Origin of the sequence: Micromonospora sp. KC207 (assembly GCF_004348615.1) — a bacterium.
In the GTDB taxonomy this organism is placed as follows: Bacteria; Actinomycetota; Actinomycetes; order Mycobacteriales; family Micromonosporaceae; genus Micromonospora.
In genome coordinates this window covers 1-16,161 of sequence record NZ_SMKJ01000159.1, presented here as the reverse complement: position 1 = coordinate 16,161, position 16,161 = coordinate 1, and the positions used below count along the sequence as shown (strand labels likewise).

The window sequence follows — 16,161 nt, the reverse complement described above, 5'->3', positions numbered from 1 at the left end:
CCGAACCCGGAAGCTAAGCCCTCCAGCGCCGATGGTACTGCACTCGGGAGGGTGTGGGAGAGTAGGACACCGCCGGACATTCTTTCCGGTCGAGGGCTGCCCCAATGGGGGTGGCCCTCGACTGCGTGGTTGTGGGTTGCGGTTTCAGGGTCATCCTTGTGGGGGTGACCCCGAACCGTTTCCAGGAACCCGGAAATGCGGCACCGCCCTGCGGCCCCGGCAGGCCGCAGGGCGGTGCCGCCGTGATCAGGCGCTCTCTGGTTCGGACAGGGAACGCAGTGCCGGCCGCAGCCGAATCTGCCCGACGGCGCGGTCGTACCCGGCGAACATCAGGAACGGGTCGTCGCTGCTGCCGACCTGGCACATGGATCGGATCCAGCCGGTCGGCCTGGGGTTCAGCAGCATCTGCAGCAGCGGCCCCGTGCCCAGTGACCCCCGGCGCGTCATCGTCACCGGATCGAACAGCGAGATACCGACGCCGTCGCCGGCCGCCGCGACGAGCACCTCACCGTCCACCGTCACCGGACAGAGCGCGTACCTGGGTGAGCCGTCGTCGAAGGAACCGAGGGCCGCACCGGTGTCGAGGTTCCACAGGCGTACGGTGCCGTCGGTGGCGGCCGACGCGAGCCGGACGACGCCGTCCACGGTGACCGCGCAGAGGGCGTTGACGTTGCTGCCGTGGGCACTCATCTGGAGAACCGGTCGTCCCTCGGCGGGATCCCACAGCCGCACGGCCCCGTCGGCGTACGCGGCGGCGAGGATGACCCCGTCCTCGCCCGCGACGGTGCACAACGCCTGGACCGCCGCGGCCACGCCGTACCCGATCAGCCCGACCTGCCGGCCGGTCTCGGGATCCCAGAGGCGTATCCCGCGGTCGCCTCCGCCGGATGCGAGCAGGACCGTCCCGCCGGCGGGCACGGCGCACAGAGCGTTCACGGGTCCCAGGTGACCGGCGAGGGCGTGCACCGCCTCCCCGGTCGCCGGGTTCCACAGGTGCACGGCCTCGCCGTACCCGGCGGAGGCGAGCAGCGTGCGCCGGGGCGTCTCGATCGCACAGACGGCCCGGACCAAACCGGGGGTGAGCCGGCTGAGCTGCCGGCCCAGCGTTTCGGGCAGCGGGTCCGGAAAGATGCCCGCGAGGTCGATGAGCACGCCGGAGGAGCCCATCGTCCGCAGGTCCTCGCCGGCGGCCGGGTCGCCGATCCCGACGAGGTGTCCGATTCCGCCGTACGCGGCCAGGGGGCGGCCGTCCACCGTCACCGGCGTCGCGGCGGCGTGCCAGGGCCTGGTGAACGTCAGCATGGTGCCGACGAGCAGCGTGCCGCCCGCGACGACGCCGCCGAGCAGCGCGCCGGGCCATCGGTGCGCCGACTGCACCCCGGGGACCACCGCGACGGCGGCGAGATACCAGAGCGCGGGCACCGCGAACCGTCCGACGACCAGGGCCACGGCGAGGACGTCCGGGGGGAACGGTTCCGCGCGCAGCGCGCCGGCGCCGCCACGGAGCAACGAGAACAGCAGCGACAGCGCAACGAGCACCGCGACCACGGTCGCGGACGGACCGAACTCGCCGGTGAACGCGGCCAGCAGGACGAACGCGACGGCGGTCGAGCCCACGCCACGGACCCACGGCGCCACCCGGCTGAAGACGATCCGGGCCAGCCGCAGGGTGAGGACCGCGCCGACCGCCGTCACGACCGCGGTCGCCGCCAGCGGCCAGAACCCGTCGACCCGCAGGGCGCCCGGTTGTGTCCAGCGCACCGCGACCAGCAGGAGCAGCGTCGCGGCTGTCACCAGAAGGAGTCGTGCCATCAATGACCTCGCAGTGCCCCGGCCCGGCCGGGCCGGGGTTCCATGATGGTCGAGCGGATGCGGGTCCGATTGTGTCAAGTGGATGCCACGCCGGTGGCGGCCCGGGACTACTCGAAGCGGGACGGGTCCCCGGCGCCGACGCGGACGATCTCGGGTTCGCCGTCGGAGAAGTCGACCACCGTGGTGGGTTCGGTGCCGCAGTCGCCCGAGTCGAGGACCGCGTCGACGACGTGGTCGAGGCGTTCCTTGATCTCCCAGCCCTGGGTCATGGGTTCGTCGTCGCCGGGCAGCAGCAGGGTGCTCGACAGCAGGGGCTCGCCCAGCTCGGCGAGCAGCGCCTGAGCGACGGTGTGCGCGGGGATGCGGACGCCGACCGTCTTCTTCCTCGGGTGCAGCAGCCGGCGCGGCACCTCCTTCGTGGCGGGCAGGATGAAGGTGTAGCTGCCGGGGGTCGCCGCCTTGACTGCGCGGAAGACGGCGTTGCCGAGGTGCACGAACTGGCCGAGCTGCGCGAAGTCGTGGCAGACCAGGGTGAAGTGGTGGCCGGTGTCGAGGTGGCGGATCTCCCGGATCCGGTCCAAGCCGTTCTTGTTGCCGAGCCGGCAGCCCAGGGCGAAGCAGGAGTCCGTGGGGTAGGCGATCAGGCCGTCCCGGCGGATGAGGTCGGCCACCTGACCGATGGTGCGGGGCTGCGGGTTGTCCGGGTGCACGTCGAGGTACTTCGCCATGGGCGGAAGCTTAGGCCCATGGCGGGCCCTGTCGTATTCCTGACAGTGTTCGATTGGCTTAAAGGTAGACGGTCATCGTTGTTCCCATGGTCGTTCGATCGCCCCGTGGGGGCGGACACGGAGACATGCTGCGTCCTGCATCGATGCCCGGCTCCGTGCGGGTCACCGTGCTCGCCTTCGCGGTCCTGACGCTGCTGTTCGCCCTGGCGACGGTGCACCGGCTGCTGGTCGAGGGCGGGTCGCTCGGCGCCGCGTTGTTCTTCGCCACCATGGCAGCCGCGTGTGCGCTGGTGGCGGGGAGTCTGTCGGCCCGCCGGCCGTGGGCGGCCTACCCGGCGTACGCGCTGTCCGGGCTGTTCGCCGTGGCCTCGCTCGGCCTCTTCGGCGCGATCACGATCGTCGGGGTGGGGCTGCTGGCCTGGGTGCTCTGGTCTCTCAACACGCGACCGGCCCGGGACTGGCTGGGCGGGCGTCGCCGGCTGCGGTGACACCGGCGGGGAACCCGCCGCCGGCGCCAAGGCTGCCGTGCGGGCGCGGCGGTGGCCCGCAGCGCGTTCGGCCTTGTGCGCCGTCCCCGGGCCGTGGCCGTCGTTCCCCGGGTGCCGTCGGTGAGTGCCCTGCTTAGGCGTGTGCGGCCAACGGTCTTTGGTGGTTTCCTACAACGTCGGCCGCGTAGCCTGCGCTGTCTGCGACATGGCGCTGCCCGCCGGTACACGGAAGGGTGGGCACTGCCGGGGCCGCAGTGTCGCGCGCGCCCGTCGTCGGTCTACAGGAGGGCTGGGTCGGTGTTCAGTCGTGTCGCCATCGTCAACCGTGGGGAGGCCGCGATGCGGCTCATCCACGCCGTCCGGGACCTGGCCGCCGAGACCGGGACACGGATCGAAACCGTCGCCCTGCACACCGACGTCGATCGCACGGCCACCTTCGTCCGCGAGGCCGACCTGACCTACGACCTCGGTCCCGCGTCCGCGCGCCCGTACCTCGATCTGAAGGCCCTCGAACGCGCGCTGGTGGAAACCGGGGCCGACGCGGCGTGGGTCGGCTGGGGCTTCGTCGCGGAGGACCCGGCGTTCGCGGAGCTGTGCGAGCGGGTCGGCGTCACCTTCGTCGGGCCGAGCGCGGACGCCATGCGCAAGCTCGGCGACAAGATCGGCGCGAAGCTGATCGCCGAGGAGGTCGGCGTGCCGGTCGCGCCGTGGAGCCGCGGCGCGGTCGAGACCCTCGACGCCGCCCTGGTCGCCGCGGCCGAGATCGGCTACCCGCTGATGCTCAAGGCGACCGCGGGCGGCGGGGGGCGCGGCATCCGGGTGGTCACCAACTCCGACGAACTCGCCGACGCCTACGAGCGCACCAGCCAGGAGGCGGCGCGCGCGTTCGGCAGCGGCGTGGTGTTCCTGGAGCGTTTGGTCACCGGTGCCCGGCACGTCGAGGTCCAGGTGATCGCCGACGGCGTCACCGCATGGGCGCTCGGCGTGCGCGACTGCTCGGTGCAGCGGCGCAACCAGAAGGTCATCGAGGAGTCGGCGTCGCCGGTGCTCAGCGCCGCGCAGGCCGCCGAACTCAAGGCGTCGGCCGAGCGGCTCGCCGTCGCGGTCGGTTATCGTGGCGCCGCCACCGTCGAGTTCCTCTACCACCCCGGCGACCGGCTCTTCGCGTTCCTGGAGGTCAACACCCGGCTCCAGGTCGAGCACCCGATCACCGAGGTGACCTGCGGGTTCGATCTGGTCAAGGCGCAGCTTCACGTGGCCTCGGGCGGTCGGCTCGACGGCGAGCCGCCGGCCGAGCGCGGGCACGCCGTCGAGGCCCGGCTCAACGCCGAGGACCCCGACCGCGACTTCGCACCCTCCCCGGGCCGCATCGCGCGGTTGGACCTGCCCGCCGGGCCGGGCATCCGCGTGGACACCGGCGTCAGCGAGGGCGACACCATCCCCGCCGACTTCGACTCGATGATCGCGAAGATCATCGCGTACGGCCGGGACCGCGACGAGGCGCTCGGCCGGCTGCGCCGCGCCATGGCGGAGACCACGGTGATCATCGAGGGCGGCGCGACGAACAAGAGCTTCGTGCTGGACCTGCTCGACCAGCCCGAGGTGATCGACGCCAGCGCGGACACCGGCTGGATCGACCGCGTCCGCGGCGAGGGCCGGCTCGTGACGCACCGGCACTCCGCCGTCGCGCTGGCCGCCGCCGCCATCGAGGCGTACGAGGAGGAGGAACGTGTCGAGCGGCAGCGGCTGCTGTCGACGGCGTTCGGCGGACGCCCGCAGGTGCAGCACGCCAGCGGCCGGCCGCTGGACCTCAAGCTGCGCGGCGTCGGCTACCGGGTGCGCGTCGCGAGGGTAGGCGCGCACCGCTTCCGGGTCGGCATCGAGGCGGGCGACGGCGTGCGCACCGCCGACGTCGAGCTCGACCGCTTCGATCGGCACACCGGGCAGATCGTCGTCAACGGTGCCCGGTACCGCCTGCTCACCGGCACCCACGGGCCGGTGCACCTGGTCGAGGTGGACGGCGTGACGCACCGCGTCAGCCGCGACGAGGGCGGCGTCGTCCGCTCGCCCGCGCCCGCGCTGGTCGTCGCCACGCCGCTGGAGGTCGGCGCCGAGGTCGAGGCGGGCGCGCCGGTGCTGGTGCTGGAGAGCATGAAGATGGAGACGGTGCTACGGGCGCCGTTCCGGGCGCGGCTGAAGGAATGCGCCGTCTCCGTCGGCAGCCAGGTGGAGACCGGCGCGCCGCTGCTGCGGCTGGAGCCCCTCGCCGACGACACCGAGGCCGAGGACACCTCGGCCGCCGGGGCCGTCGAGCTGGACCTGCCCGCCGCCCCCGCGCCGATCCCGCCGCGCGAGCGCACCACGCGCGGCCAGGAGGACCTGCGCAGCCTGCTGCTGGGCTTCGACGTCGACCCGCACGACGACCGCCGGGTGCTCGACGGCTACCTCGCGGCGCGCCGGGCGGCCACCGAGGACGGCTACCGGCCGCTGGCCGAGGAGTTCGGGCTCGTCGACGTGTTCGCCGACCTCGCCGAGCTGAGCCGCAACCGGCCGGCGGGCGAGGACGGCGACGGCCACGTGTTCAGCGCCCGCGAGTACTTCCACACCTACCTCCAGTGCCTCGACGTCGAGCGGGCCGGGCTGCCGGAGACGTTCCAGGCCAAGCTCGCCAAGGCCCTCGGGCACTACGGCGTCACCGAGCTGGAGCGTACGCCCGCGCTCGAGGCCGCGGTGTTCCGGATCTTCCTCGCCCTGCAGCGCGCGTCCGCCGACGCCACGGTCGTCGCGACGTTGCTGCGCGAGTGGCTGCGGGAGCCACCGCCGGACGAGGTGCTGCGCGAGCCCGCCGGCCTCGCGCTGGAGCGGTTGGTGGCCGCGACGCAGGTCCGCTTCCCCGTGGTCGCCGACCTCGCCCGCGGGGTGGTGTTCGCCTGGCTCGGCCAGCCGTTGCTGCGCCGCAACCGGGCCCGCGTCTACGCGGCCGTGCGTCGGCACCTGCGCCACCTCGACGCGCACCCGGACGCGCCGGACCGCGCCGAGCGCGTCGCCGAGATGGTACGCAGCACCGAGCCGCTGGTGCGGCTGCTCGGCCAGCGGCTCGTCCGCGACCATCTGGACAACGCGGTCATGCTGGAGGTGCTGACCCGGCGGTACTACGGCAACAAGGGCCTCACCGGCGTGCGTACCAGCGAGGTCGCGGGCTGCACGTTCGTGGTCGCCGAGCGCGCGGACTCGCGGGTGGTCTCCGCCGCGGTGCGGTTCGAGGCGCTGGGCGACGCGCTGCGCGGGCTCGCGGAGCTGGCCGGCGGCGAGGACGCCGTCGACGCCGACATCTACCTGGCCTGGGAGCGGCAGCCCGAGGACTCCGAGGCGATGGCGGCGGCGCTGTCCGAGGTCGTCGGCGCGTACCCGCTGCCGAACCAGGTCCGCCGGATCACCGCCACCGTCGCCGGCCGCAGCGGCGCGGTGATGCACCACCACTTCACGTTCCGCCCGTCGACCGCCGGGATGGTCGAGGAGCGGCTGGTCCGCTTCCTGCACCCGTACATCGCGCAGCGGATGCAGCTGGAGCGGCTGCGCAAGTTCGACCTCACCCGGTTGCCGTCGTCGGACGAGGAGGTCTACCTCTTCCGGTGTGTGGCGCGGGAGAACCCGTCGGACGAGCGCCTCGTCGCGTTCGCCCAGGTGCGCGACCTGACCGAGCTGCGCGAGCACGACGGCCGACTGGTGGCCCTGCCGACGGCCGAGGACACCGTCGCCGCCTGCCTCGACTCGATCCGGCGCGCGCAGTCGCGGCGGCCGTCGAGCAAGCGGGTCAACACCAACCGGATCGTGGTCTACGTCTGGCCGCCGAGCGACATCACCCGCGCGGAGCTGGAGACGATCGCCGGGCGGGTGCTCCCGACGACCGCTGGCGCGGGGCTTGAGGAGATCCTGTTCATCGCGCGGCAGCACGACCGGGACACCGGCGAGCTGACCAAGATCGCCGTGCGGGTCTCGTTCGACGCCACCGGCGGCTGGGAGCTGACCGTCGGTGAGCCGTCGGACGAGCCGGTCGAGCCGCTCGACGAGTACCGGCAGAAGGTGCTGCGGGCCGCCAGCCGCAACACGGTCTACCCGTACGAGCTGACCGGCCTGCTCGGCGAGTTCGTCGAGCACGACCTCGACGAGCGGCACGCGCTGGTGCCGGTCGACCGGCCCCGGGGCCGCAACACGGCGGCGATCGTCGCGGGCGTGGTCACCACCCGGACCGCCCGGTACCCGGAGGGCGTCACCCGGGTCGTGCTGCTCGGCGACCCGACGAAGTCCCTCGGCGCGCTGTCGGAGCCGGAGTGCCGGCGCGTGATCGCGGCGCTGGACCTGGCCGAGCGGATGCGGGTGCCGCTGGAGTGGTACGCGCTGTCTTCCGGCGCGCGGATCTCCATGGACTCCGGCACCGAGAACATGGACTGGGTGGCCGCGGCGCTCAAGCGGATCGTCGAGTTCACCCAGGACGGCGGCGAGATCAACATCGTGGTCGCGGGCATCAACGTCGGCGCGCAGCCGTACTGGAACGCCGAGGCGACGATGCTCATGCACACCAAGGGCGTCCTGGTGATGACGCCGGACTCGGCGATGGTGCTCACGGGCAAGCAGTCGCTCGACTTCTCCGGCGGCGTCTCGGCGGAGGACAACTTCGGCATCGGCGGCTACGACCGGGTGATGGGCCCGAACGGGCAGGCCCAGTACTGGGCACCGAACCTGACCGCCGCGCGGGACGTGCTGATGGCGCACTACGACCACACGTACGTCGCGCCCGGCGAGTCGGCGCCGCGTCGGGCGACCACGACCGACCCCGTCGACCGCGACATCTCCGACTTCCCGCACGTCATGGCGGGCAGCGACTTCACCACGGTCGGCGAGATCTTCTCCGCCGAGGCCAACCCGGACCGCAAGAAGCCGTTCGACATCCGCAGCGTCATGCGGGCACTGTCCGACCAGGACCACCCGGTGCTGGAACGCTGGGCGGGCATGGCCGACGCGGAGACCGCGGTGGTGCAGGACGTGCACCTCGGCGGCATGCCGGTGTGCCTGCTCGGCATCGAGTCGCGGTCAGTGCCCCGGCGCGGCTTCCCGCCCACCGACGGCCCGGACACCTACACCGCGGGCACGCTGTTCCCGCGCTCGTCGAAGAAGGCCGCGCGGGCGATCAACGCGGCCAGCGGCAACCGGCCCCTCGTCGTGCTGGCGAACCTGTCCGGCTTCGACGGCTCGCCGGAGTCGATGCGCAAGCTCCAGCTGGAGTACGGCGCCGAGATCGGCCGGGCGATCGTGAACTTCCGGGGGCCGATCGTGTTCTGCGTGATCTCGCGATACCACGGCGGCGCGTTCGTGGTCTTCTCGAAGGCGCTGAACCCGAACATGACCGTGCTCGCGCTGGAGGGCTCGTTCGCCTCGGTGCTCGGCGGCGCCCCCGCCGCCGCCGTGGTGTTCTCCGGCGACGTCAACGCCCGCACCGCCGCCGACCCGCGCGTGCGGAACCTGGAGGCCCGCGTCGCGGCCGCCTCCGGCACCGACCGCGCCGCGTTGACCGCGGAACTGGACGAGCTGCGCTCGTCGGTCAGGGCGGAGAAGCTCGGCGAGGTGGCAGCCGAGTTCGACCGGGTGCACAACATCCGGCGGGCGGTCGAGGTCGGCTCCGTCGACGCCGTCATCCGCGCCGCGGAGCTGCGACCCCGGATCATCGAGGCCATCGAGTCCGGCGCGCGCTGAACGGCACTTCCGGTCGGCCGGTGCCCACGGGCACCGGCCGACCGGGCTGCTAGCCCAGGCTGACCCAGTCGGTGGCGACCGCGTACCCGTCGGCGCGGGCGGACAGCCGGACCGGACCCGACGGGGGCGCGCCCAGCGAGAAGAAGCCCACCTCGTCGACCGGCGACTCGTCGTACGGGCCGGTGGCCGTCCGGGCGGTGACCCGGCCGCCCCGGGGCGGGAAGAGCTGACCGATGATGCCGGCCTCCGTCACCTCGATCTCCAGCACCACCTGCCCGCTGCGGAACGACAGGGTGCGCGCGGAGCCGCCCGAGCGGGTCAGACCGGCCGGCTCGGCGTCGCACGCCGAGTCGAACATCAGCTCGGCGACCGCCAGCTCGGCGTCGACCGTCCGCCAGGCGAACGCCGCCCGCGCCGCGGTCAGGAACTCCTCCGGGACCGGCCCGGTGTCCCACAGCGCGGCGCCCAGCTCCACGGTCAGGGCGTCGTCATCGGCCGGCGGCCACGGCGCCATCGCGTTCACCCCCGCTCGTCTCGACGCCACGGCGCGCCCCGAGGAACGGGGCGAGCGCTCGGCAGGTGCGCAGCTTGCGTAGGCAACGTGCCTGGGTCGGGCCGATGCTGCCCACCGGCATGCCCAGCCGTTCGCCGATCTCCCGGTAGCTGACCGGCGGGTCGGCCGTCAGCAGGGCCAGCAGCTCCTGGCAGCGGGACGGGAGTTGCGCGAAGCCCTCCCGCAGCGCCTGTCGCCGCTCGGCCCGCAGCAGCGCCTCGTCGGGCGCCGCCGCGTCCATCAGCGACCCGTTACGGACGTCGAGTGCGTCGTCGTACGGGTCGACGGGCCGGCTGCGGCGGTCGAGGCGGGACAGCCGGTAGCACTCCCGGCGGGTCGTGGTGGCCAGCCAGGCAGCCAGCGCCTCCGGGTCCCGCACCTGGTCGAGCCGCTCCACCAGGCGCAGCCAGACGGTCTGGTTGACGTCGGCGGCGTCGGCCCGGCTCATCCCGTGGGCCCGGATCACCGCCACCACCAGCGGCGTGTAGCGGCGTACGAGTTCGGTCCACGCCGCCTCGTCCCCGCCCGCAGCCGCCGCCACCAGGCGGGCCGCCGTCGCGTCGCTCACCGCGCCTCCCCATCGCCCGTCGCGCGGCTCATGCGACGAGCACCCCGTAGTCGGGATGCCAGCGGGGGTTGGCCAACAGCGCGAGCCGTGCCGCGTCGGCGCTCAGGCCACCGGCGGTCATCATCGCGGCGAGCCTACCGGACACGTACCCCGTGGCGAACGAGCTGCCCCCCCACGTGGCGAAGCCGTGGAACACCTGGGTCGGTCGTCCCGGCAGCGGCAGTTGACCCTCGACGTAGGTGCTGTCGCGCTCGCCGAGGGCGCAGGCGTCGACCCACGGGCCGAAGCCGCTGTAGGATGCCGGCACGAAGATTCCACCGTCGCGGCACACCGCCGCCACGGCCAGCACCCGCTCCAGGGCGGCCGGCCAGGAGGGGCGGCTGCTGCCGGCGTTGCCCGCGGCGGCCACTACGGCGCTCTGGGGCGGCAGCGCGGCCACGGCGTTGACCAGCGGCAGCGGGGGTACGTCGTCCTGGGTGAAACCGCCGAGGGACAGGTTGACCACGGACACCTGCGGCCCGAGGCGGGCCATGGCCGCCACCAGCATCGCCTCGTCGCCGACGCCGGTGGGGTTCAACGCCTGCTCGGGGTCCACCCGGACCCCCGGCGCGGCCTGCCGGATGACCCCGGCGACGAAGGTGCCGTGCCCACCCTGCGTGGCCAGCGTGGTGCCGGAGACGTACAGGGCGTCCACGTCGTCGGGCTCCGGCAGGTAGCTTTCGCCGAGCCACTGGGGGTGCCAGGCGCCCGCCTGCTGCCAGATCCCGGTGTCGCAGACCCCGACGGTGACCCCGGCCCCCTCGCCGAGGCGAGCCGGGTCCGGCGGCGGCAGCGCGGCCGTGGCCCGGGGCGGACTGCCAGGGTTGCCCATGATGTTGCCCAGGCCCAGCAGCACGTGGTGGGGCTGCACCACGGGGACCTTCTGGCCGGGCCACTGCCTCGGGTCGCGCAGCGCCGTCACCACTGCGGGGACGTCGGTTTCCTTGGCGAACAGCAGCCGGGTGACGCCGGCGAAGCCGGCCCCCACGGTCACCTGGTGGCCGCGTGAGCGCAGCCAGGAGAAGACCCGCTGGGCGTCGGCGTCGGCGGCGAGCAACTGCCGGGGACGGTAGAGGAACTCCCGGCCCGACGCGGTGTACCGCCGCACGTCCGGGTCGGCGGCCAGCGCGGTGGAGAACGCCTTCTGGTAGGCGTCGTCGTCCGCGCCCTCGGCCGCCGCGGCGGCCGGCCGCAGCCCGCTGCCGAGCGGCACCGCCGTGGCGCACGCGGCCAGTGCCAGCAGCCCCCGCCGGGACAGCCGGCCGGTGGACAGTGGCGTGCGGGGGCGGTCAGGAAGCACCGGTCCTCCAGGCGGTCGCGAATTGCGCGGTCGGTGTCCCGGTGCGACAGCACTTCGGGGCGCTGTCGATTCTTCCAAAGCATAGTTGAAAGTCAATTGTATGAACGGTTCGTCTAATGCCTGCAAATTCCACTGCCCGGCCCCGGATTGACGGTGGACGGCTCATCGGGAACGCTGTCTGGCATGGCCGACAGCGCCGGTTCCGCCGGCACGGCCCAGTCCGCGCTCGACGCCGTGCAACGCTATCCCCACGAGGCGATCGCGATCGCGCAGCGGGTGCTCGCCAACGGTCACGTCGCCGGTGACGAGCGGTCCACCGCCGAACGGGCGATCGGCCTGGCCCTGCGGGAACTCAACGACCTGCCCGGGGCGTTGCGTCACCTGCGCCGGGCGGAACGGGCCGCCAGCACGCCCCGGGCGCGGGCGTTGGCCCGGATGAGCCTCGGCTACGTGCTGGCCAACGCCGGCCGCACCGCTGCGGCCCTGCGGGCCGTGACCGCCGCGCTGCCGCAGCTCACCGGTGCCGACGCCGGGCGGGCCCGGATGCAGCGGGGCGTGGTGCTGCACTACCGCGGCCGGTACGACGAGGCGGTGCGCGACTATTCCCTCGCGGTCGAGATCGCCCAGCGCGAGGGCGACCCGCTGCTGGAGGCGAGGGCCCGCAACAACCGTGGCCTGCTCAACGCCCACCGGGGCGCGCGGGGCCGTGACGACGACCTCGCCCGGTCGGCGGCCATCTTCGAAGGGCTCGGGCTGGACCTCGCCGCCGCCGACGCCCGCTGGAACCTGGGCATCGCGGCCGGTCAGCGCGGCGACACCGTGGGGGCGCTGCGCTGCTTCGCCGAGGTCGAACAGGAGTATCGCCGCCTCGCCGTGCCCCGGCCGGCGTTGCTGCTGGACCGCTTCGAGCTGCTGCTGTCGGTGCCCCTGGTGGACGAGGCCGTCGAGGTCGCCGGCGTGGCCGTGCGGGAACTGAACCGCCGGGGGATGGCCTCCGACCTCGCCGAGGCGCTGCTGGCCCGGGCCCGGGCCGCGCTGCTCGCCGGTGACCTGGACACCGCCACCGACACGGCCGCCCAGGCGCGGGCCCGGTTCCGCCGCCAGGGCCGCCGCACCTGGGCCGCCTTCGCCCGCCACGTCGAGCTGCGTGCCGAGTTCCGCCGGGGCACCCGATCGGCGACCCTGCTCACGGCGTTGGTGCGTACCGCCGGCCAGCTCGACGCCACCGGCTGGCCCGGTCCGGCGCTGACCACCCGGATCGACGCCGGCCGGCTGGCCGCCGCGCTGGGCCGCGCCGACCGCGCGGCGAGTCTGCTGGACGCGGCGGCCCGCGCCCGGCGGCGGGGCACCGCGCCCGCCCGGGCTCAGGGGTGGTACGCCCTGGCGCTGTCGCACCGCCTCGCCGGGGACGACCGCGCGGCGGCGCGGGCGCTGCGGCGGGGGCTGGCCGTGCTGGACAGCCACCGGGCCTCGCTCGGGGCCACCGAGCTGCGGGCGCACAGCGGGGCGTACGGGCAGGAGTTGGCCGCCGAGGGGCTGGACATCGCGGTCCGGTCCGCTGCCCCGGCGGGGGTCCTGGCCTGGGCGGAGCGGTGGCGGGCCAGCGCGGTGCGGGCCCGGGCGGCGCTGCCGCCGGCCGACCCGGACCTGTTCGCCGCGCTCACCGAGCTGCGGCTGGTCAGCAGCCTGCTGGAGGACGCCCTGCTGGCTGGCCGGCCGGTGCACGCGCTGCGGGGCCGGCAGACCCGGCTGGAACAGCGCATCCGCGACCTGTCCCGCCGGGTGCCCGGCGGCGGGGCCGTGGCGTCCCCGCCCGGCGTGGCGACGCTGGCCGGGCGGCTCGGTGTGCGCGCGCTGGTCGAGCTGGTGGCGCACGGGGACCGGCTGCGGGCGGTGCTGGTCCGCGACGGCCGGGCGACGCTGCACGACCTCGGCCCGCTCGCCGAGGCGGCGAATCGGGCCCGGCTGCTCCGGTTCGGCCTGCGCCGGCTGGTCACCACCGGTGACTCGGCCGCCGTGCGGGCCGGCGTGGCGCACGCGGCGGCGGCGCTGGACCGGCAGCTGTTCGAACCGTTGCGCCGGCACCTGGGCGACCGTCCCCTGGTCATCGTCCCGATCGGGGCCCTGCACGCGGTCCCGTGGTCCGGCCTGCCGAGCTGCGCCGGCCGGCCGGTCACCGTCGCCCCCTCGGCCACGGCCTGGCTGAGCGCGGACCGCCGGGCCACGCCGGAGGGCCCGCCGGTGCTGGCGGCGGGTCCGCGCCTTGCGGCGGCGGAGACCGAGGTACGCCAGCTCGAGGGCGTGCTGCCCGGTGCCCGCCTGTTCACCGGGGCGGACGCCACGGCCGGCGCGCTGACCGCCGCGCTGGACGGGGCGGCGCTGGCCCACATCGCCGCGCACGGCACGTTCCGGGCCGACAATCCGCTCTTTTCCCGCCTCGAACTGGCCGACGGGCCGCTGCTCGCCTACGAGCTGGAGCGGCTGCCCCGGCCGCCGGGCTGCGTGGTGCTGTCCGCCTGCGACTCGGGGTTGTCCGGGGTGCGCCCCGGCGACGAGGTCATGGGCTTCACGGCGGTGCTGCTGGCCCGGGGCGCCCGCTGCCTGGTGGCCACCGTGCTGCCCGTGCCGGCCGAGCCCACCACCGCGCTCATGCTCGACCTGCACCGGCGGATGCGGGCCGGCGCCCGGCCGGCGCGGGCCCTCGCCGACGCGCAGGCCGCATTCGTCGCGACGGGCGACGGTTCCGCCGCGGCCACGGCGGCGGCGTTCGTCTGCTTCGGCGCCGGCTGACTGCGGCGATACCGCCGTCGTATGACCAGGCGAGGATGATTGGTAATCGACAATCATGAATATTATTCCCGTCATCCGAACGCGGCGTGTCACCCCCGGCCCGCCGCTGATGATGCGGAGGAACACATGGTTCGTTGGCGCACCCTCACCGGCCTGTTGGCCACCGCGCTGGCCGCGGTGACCGCGGGCAGCCTCACCCTCACCGCACCCGCCGTCGCGGGCGATGCCACGGTCAGCCCGTACGTCGTCGGCGGCACCCCCGCCGCACAGGGCGAGTTCCCCTTCATGGTGCGGCTCTCCATGGGCTGTGGCGGCTCGCTCTACAGCCCCACCCTGGTTCTGACCGCCGCGCACTGCGTCAGCCGCACCGGCGCCAACACCAGCATCACCGCCACGCTCGGCGTGGTCGACCTCCAGTCGGCCAGCCGGATCACCGTCCGGTCCAACTACGTCTACCGCGCGCCGGGCTACAACGGCTCCGGCAAGGACTGGGCGCTGATCCGCCTGGCCACCCCGGTCACCAACCTGGCGACGCTGCCGATCGCCACCTCCGACGCGTACGACAGCGGCACCTTCACCGTCGCCGGCTGGGGTGCGGCGCGGGAGGGCGGCGCGCAGCAGCGTTACCTGCTCAAGGCCACCGTGCCGTTCGTCAGCGACTCCGTGTGCAGCGCCAACTACGGCGGCGACATCATTCCCGCCGAGGAGATCTGCGCCGGGTACGCGGCCGGTGGCACGGACACCTGCCAGGGCGACTCGGGCGGCCCGATGTTCCGCCGCGACGCCAGCAACGCCTGGATCCAGGTCGGCATCGTCAGCTGGGGCATCGGCTGCGCCCGTCCCAACTACCCGGGCGTCTACACCCAGGTGAGCTACTTCGCCTCCGCGATCGCCTCGGCCGCGGCCAGCCTCGGCGGCTGACCGGGCGGCAGACGGGTGCGGCCCGGCCGGATCACCGGCCGGGCCGCACCCGCGCGAGGGCACTACCGGGCGGCCGGTGGCGTCCAGCCGGCGGGCAGGTGCCCGATCCGGATCCGCTGCGGGTGGTCGCCGACGGGCACACTGACCACCTTCTGACCGGTGGCGAAGCTGATCGCGGTGACCTGGTCGGCGCCCGACTCCGAGATGACGCAGTCGCGGCCGTCGCCGCTCACCGTCGCCCAGTACGGCTTGCTGGCCGTGACCAACGGTCCCGGGGCGAGGGTGGCCCGGTCGACGATCGTGGTGTAGTCGTCCATCGTTCCGGCGACGCAGAGCTTCGCCCCGTCCGGGCTGATCGACATGCCGTGGTGCCGCGAGTCGTTGACCCACTTCGTGCGGTCCTCGGTGGTGTTCGGGTTCTTCGGCAGCGTGGCGACCCGGGTGACCCGGTCGCTGGCCACGTCGTACTCCACGAAGCCGTTGAAGAACGACACCTGGAAGTAGAGCCTGCCCTCGTCGGGGGTGAGGACCGCCGGCCGGACGGCGTCGGAGAGGTCGCTGCGGCCGAACGCGTCCAGCCGGGGCCGCATGTCGATCTCCTTCACCTTGGCGAAGGTGGTCGTGTCGGCGATGGTGATCTTGCGATCGCCCTTGGTCCAGTCCTGCGACGGGGCGTCCAGCGAGGTGTTGACGTCCCCAATGGACATGTTCCAGATGTACCGGCCTCCGCCGGTGAAGATGTTCTCGTGCGGGGTGTCGCCGGTGCCGAACGAGCCCACCTGCTTGCCGGTGTTGATGTCGAGCACGTGCACGGTGTCCGAGGTGGACGCCGACACCGCGACGCGGGTGCCGTCCGGGGATACGGCCATGTGGTCGGAGCGGAACCCGGAGACCGGGAACCGCCAGCGGACCGCGCCGGTGCGCAGGTCGATCGAGACGACGTCGGCGAAGCTGGGCCGGGACGCCACCAGCGCGGTCCCGTCCGGCGTGGTGTACATGTCGTCGACGAGTTGGTCGTGCCCCTCGCCGGGGCCCTGCTGGATGCCCAGGTAAAAGGCGAGCTTGATGGGGTTGAGGTAGATCTCCCAGAGTCGCTGCTGCTTGTCGGGCACGACGTTGAGCCGGCCGATGCGGGCGTAGTCGCCTCGGGAGCGAATCACGTCGACGGTGCCCTCCCAGTTGTTGCCGACGAACATCACCTCCTCCAGGGC

Annotated in this window: 10 protein-coding genes; 4 read left to right on the top strand and 6 right to left on the bottom strand. The window is 73.9% G+C overall.

Annotated elements, in window-relative coordinates; all coding sequences use genetic code 11:
* Positions 1 to 246: 246 nt before the first annotated feature.
* Both E1258_RS19775 and E1258_RS19770 read right to left on the bottom strand, forming a co-directional pair.
* Positions 247 to 1,812 (bottom strand): WD40 repeat domain-containing protein, encoded by a 1,566-nt coding sequence (locus E1258_RS19775; RefSeq protein ID WP_132403391.1) that lies wholly within the window; start codon positions 1,810 to 1,812, stop codon positions 247 to 249.
* A 107-nt stretch (positions 1,813 to 1,919) separates the two neighbouring features.
* Complete coding sequence (locus E1258_RS19770) at positions 1,920 to 2,540, bottom strand: L-threonylcarbamoyladenylate synthase (protein ID WP_132403388.1); 621 nt, start codon at positions 2,538 to 2,540, stop codon at positions 1,920 to 1,922.
* 125 nt (positions 2,541 to 2,665) lie between these two features.
* On the opposite strand from E1258_RS19770, the gene E1258_RS19765 reads away from it, so the two are divergent.
* Together E1258_RS19765 and E1258_RS19760 are read left to right on the top strand one after the other, a co-directional pair.
* Positions 2,666 to 3,028, top strand: coding sequence for a hypothetical protein (locus E1258_RS19765; RefSeq protein ID WP_243715572.1), 363 nt, complete (start codon positions 2,666 to 2,668; stop codon positions 3,026 to 3,028).
* Positions 3,029 to 3,325: 297 nt separating this feature from the next.
* On the top strand, positions 3,326 to 8,779 hold the full coding sequence (locus E1258_RS19760) for a carboxyl transferase domain-containing protein (RefSeq protein WP_132403382.1): 5,454 nt from the start codon (positions 3,326 to 3,328) through the stop codon (positions 8,777 to 8,779).
* A gap of 49 nt (positions 8,780 to 8,828) precedes the next feature.
* Here the strand turns inward: E1258_RS19760 and E1258_RS19755 are convergent, their stop codons facing one another.
* From E1258_RS19755 to E1258_RS19745, 3 genes are read right to left on the bottom strand one after another with little or no spacing between them, the layout of a single operon-like run.
* Positions 8,829 to 9,293, bottom strand: coding sequence for a hypothetical protein (locus tag E1258_RS19755; RefSeq protein WP_132403379.1), 465 nt, complete (start codon positions 9,291 to 9,293; stop codon positions 8,829 to 8,831).
* Complete coding sequence (locus E1258_RS19750) at positions 9,268 to 9,900, bottom strand: RNA polymerase sigma factor (RefSeq protein WP_132403376.1); 633 nt, start codon at positions 9,898 to 9,900, stop codon at positions 9,268 to 9,270. Before E1258_RS19750 ends, E1258_RS19755 begins: the two co-directional genes overlap by 26 nt.
* Before the next feature lie 28 nt (positions 9,901 to 9,928).
* Positions 9,929 to 11,239, bottom strand: coding sequence for a S8/S53 family peptidase (locus tag E1258_RS19745; RefSeq protein ID WP_243715571.1), 1,311 nt, complete (start codon positions 11,237 to 11,239; stop codon positions 9,929 to 9,931).
* Between the two features lie 183 nt (positions 11,240 to 11,422).
* Here E1258_RS19745 and E1258_RS19740 point away from each other — a divergent pair, with 183 nt between their 5' ends.
* Positions 11,423 to 14,029 (top strand): CHAT domain-containing tetratricopeptide repeat protein, encoded by a 2,607-nt coding sequence (locus E1258_RS19740; protein ID WP_132403374.1) that lies wholly within the window; start codon positions 11,423 to 11,425, stop codon positions 14,027 to 14,029.
* A gap of 126 nt (positions 14,030 to 14,155) precedes the next feature.
* On the top strand, positions 14,156 to 14,950 hold the full coding sequence (locus tag E1258_RS19735) for a trypsin-like serine protease (protein WP_132403371.1): 795 nt from the start codon (positions 14,156 to 14,158) through the stop codon (positions 14,948 to 14,950).
* Between the two features lie 62 nt (positions 14,951 to 15,012).
* Here the strand turns inward: E1258_RS19735 and E1258_RS19730 are convergent.
* Positions 15,013 to 16,161 (bottom strand): YncE family protein (locus E1258_RS19730; RefSeq protein ID WP_132403368.1); only part of this gene is annotated, 1,149 nt, incomplete at its 5' end.